The sequence below is a fragment of the Bradyrhizobium sp. Leo170 genome (genome assembly GCF_004296405.1).
Taxonomy (GTDB): Bacteria; Pseudomonadota; Alphaproteobacteria; order Rhizobiales; family Xanthobacteraceae; genus Bradyrhizobium.
Genome location: NZ_PSRR01000604.1, coordinates 1 through 2,527 on the forward strand (window position 1 = coordinate 1; position 2,527 = coordinate 2,527).

The following is a 2,527-nucleotide window of genomic DNA, read 5'->3' on the forward strand; positions in this document are numbered from 1 at the left end:
GGGATGTCCCTGCGGTCCCGGCCGTCCCTGTTCGCCGGGCCGGCCGCGTGGGCCCTGTGCGCCCGCTGCTCCGCGCCGGCTGGAAGCATCATCGGCCACTGCTGCACTCCGAATGAAATTGCGCCCGCGCGTTCTTAGCGGCGTTTGGCGACCGCTTCAATTCCGCGAGCGGATTGATCAACATCAATGATGCAATCGCGCTCCATGGCATCGTCACGATGTGATGGTGGAACGGGAGCGAAGCCATGAACGCAGGCTGGAAGATCTTCTTGCTGTCGCTGGCCCTGTTCGCGATTGCCTTCGGTGCCGAGCGGCTCCTTGTGCCCGACATCGTGCCGATCGGCTTTGCCGAGGAGCCGCAATCGCTGTTGTCGGTCCAGACCGCTTTCGTGCTGCGCGCCATCGAACTGATCGCGGGAAGCGTCGCGGCGATCTCGCTCGTCATCACGCTCGGCGCCTGGGTGAGGACGCGCAGCACGCGATCGCACGCGTAGGCGGCTAATCGCTCGGCGCGGGCACTTCGATTCCGTCAGCCGAATAGCTCCTGATCTTGTTGCGCAATGTGCGTACGGAAACGCCGAGCACGCGCGCGGCGCGCGTGCGGTTGCCATTGCAGCGGATCAGGGTTTGCAGCACCAGCTCGCGCTCGACCTCGCCGACGGTGGCTCCGATCAGGAGCGGCACGATTTCGTTGGGGGCCAGTGAGGACGCCGGAATCTCCGGCAGGGGCTGCGTGGACACATAGGACATGACACCTCCCGAGCAACGCCCGTTCGCAACATCGCGAATCGGAAACATCGAGAACACAAACCCCTGGCCCGCGCGAGACGGTGGCCGCAGATGGTTAACAAACGATTAACGCGATCGCTGCCATCCACATTTCCGCATGGGTTCCCGCGTGCGCCATGCTCACACCGCCCGGTAGCCGCCATCCACCATCACGATCGATCCCGTGACATAGGCCGACAGGTCGGAGGCGAGGAAGATCGCAGGCCCCACGATATCCTCCGCCTTGCCGGCGCGGCCGAGCGGAGTGTGCGCGATGAAGGTCTTCGCGAGTTCCGGATTGTTCGCGCGCGTCTGGGCGTTCAGCGGCGTCTCGATGAAGCCGGGGCCGATTGCGTTGACGCGCACGCCTTCCTTGCCGAGCTCGGCGGCGAGCGCGCGGGTGAAGCCGAGCACGCCGTGCTTTGAGGCTGTGTAGGCGGGCGAGCTCGGCGTGCGCACATGCACGAAGGACTGGATCGATCCGATATTGACGATGCGTCCCTTCGTGGCGCGGATCTGCGGCAGGAAGGCATGCGTCACGTTGAAGACGCCGGTGAGGTTGATCGCGATGACGTCTTCCCAATCCTTGATCACGGCCTCGTCTGCGCCGAGCATGCCGTTACGTCGCGCAATCCCGGCATTGTTGACGAGGATCGAGACTTGCCCGATCTTGCCGGCGATCTCCTTTGCAAGCGCGACGCAATCCTCGCGCCTGGTGACGTCGAGCGCAAAGCTGTCGGCTTGGCCGACGGCGTCGCGGATCTCCTTCGCCGCTTCCGCCGCCGCGCTCTTGATGACATCGAGCAGCACCACGCGTGCGCCTTCGCGTGCGTAGCCGGCTGCGATCGCGCGGCCGATGCCGGACCCCGCGCCGGTGATGACGGCGATATGATTTTCGAGAAGGGCCATGGATGTTTCCTCTTTCCTGGTTCTTGAAACGCCGCCGCGAAGGCTAATTCAAAACGCGAGCAAACGGAAAGCCCTTGCTGGGAATTTGTAGGGTGGGCAAAGCGCAGCGTGCCCACCGTCAAGCACTCGACTCGGCATGGTGGGCACGCTTCGCTTTGCCCACCCTACGCATCTACGCATCCTGGCTACGCATTCTCGCCCATCCAGCTTCCGGGCTACACTCCGCAATGTGCGAATCGATCCGCGCCGCCATTGATGACTCAAGAAAATCCTGGAGACTTTCATATGAAAATGCCATCCGCCCTTCGTGCCGTGCTGGTCGCGCTCACCGCTATCGCCGGCGCCACTCTCTCCTCGGTCGCCCATGCCGACAGCGGCACTGTCTCGCTCACGATCTACAAGGCGGGCTGGATCATCGGCGGCTCCGGCGGTGGCGGCGTGCTGAATTTTCATGGACGCAGATATCCGCTGTCGGTCGGCGGCCTCGATTACGGCCTGGTGTTCGGCGGCTCGAAGACGGTGCTGCGCGGCCGCGTCAGCAACATCAATCGCCCCTCTGATGTCGCCGGCGTCTACGGCGCAGCCGGCGCGGGCCTTGCAATCGGCGGCGGCGCCCGCGCCATCGTGCTCACCAACCAGAAGGGCGCCGTGCTCGAACTCGCCGGCCACCAGGTCGGATTGATGGCGAATGCGGATTTGAGCGGGCTCGCGATCACGATGAAGTAGCGCGTCTACCTGCTCCATCTGCGCTTCTCTCGCGCTCACACCGTTGTCGTCCCCGCCTAGGGCGCAATTGCGCCCGGGGGGCGGGGACCCATAACCACAGGGAGGAGTTGTGGCGGGAGCAAGC

At 64.4% G+C, this 2,527-nt stretch carries 4 protein-coding genes; 2 read left to right on the forward strand and 2 right to left on the reverse strand.

Going from position 1 to position 2,527, the window contains the following annotated elements:
• Positions 1–245 precede the first annotated feature (245 nt).
• Positions 246–494, forward strand: a complete 249-nt coding sequence (locus CWO89_RS43010; RefSeq protein WP_130584244.1) for a hypothetical protein — start codon at positions 246–248, stop codon at positions 492–494.
• Positions 495–498: 4 nt separating this feature from the next.
• Here the strand turns inward: CWO89_RS43010 and CWO89_RS43015 are convergent, their stop codons facing one another.
• Together CWO89_RS43015 and CWO89_RS43020 are read right to left on the reverse strand one after the other, a co-directional pair.
• Positions 499–750 (reverse strand): helix-turn-helix domain-containing protein, encoded by a 252-nt coding sequence (locus CWO89_RS43015; protein WP_130584245.1) that lies wholly within the window; start codon positions 748–750, stop codon positions 499–501.
• Between the two features lie 159 nt (positions 751–909).
• The gene (locus tag CWO89_RS43020; protein WP_130584246.1) at positions 910–1,677 is read right to left on the reverse strand and encodes an SDR family NAD(P)-dependent oxidoreductase; all 768 of its coding nucleotides are present in this window, start codon (positions 1,675–1,677) and stop codon (positions 910–912) included.
• A 285-nt stretch (positions 1,678–1,962) separates the two neighbouring features.
• Here CWO89_RS43020 and CWO89_RS43025 point away from each other — a divergent pair, with 285 nt between their 5' ends.
• Positions 1,963–2,403, forward strand: coding sequence for a hypothetical protein (locus tag CWO89_RS43025; protein WP_130584247.1), 441 nt, complete (start codon positions 1,963–1,965; stop codon positions 2,401–2,403).
• Positions 2,404–2,527 lie beyond the last annotated feature (124 nt).

Excerpts from the sequence above, each read along its gene's own strand:
- CWO89_RS43010 (WP_130584244.1), top strand. The coding sequence starts at position 246 with ATGAACGCAGGCTGGAAGATCTTCTTGCTGTCGCTGGCCCTGTTCGCG.
- CWO89_RS43015 (WP_130584245.1), bottom strand. The coding sequence starts at position 750 with ATGTCCTATGTGTCCACGCAGCCCCTGCCGGAGATTCCGGCGTCCTCA.
- CWO89_RS43020 (WP_130584246.1), bottom strand. The coding sequence starts at position 1,677 with ATGGCCCTTCTCGAAAATCATATCGCCGTCATCACCGGCGCGGGGTCC.
- CWO89_RS43025 (WP_130584247.1), top strand. The coding sequence starts at position 1,963 with ATGAAAATGCCATCCGCCCTTCGTGCCGTGCTGGTCGCGCTCACCGCT.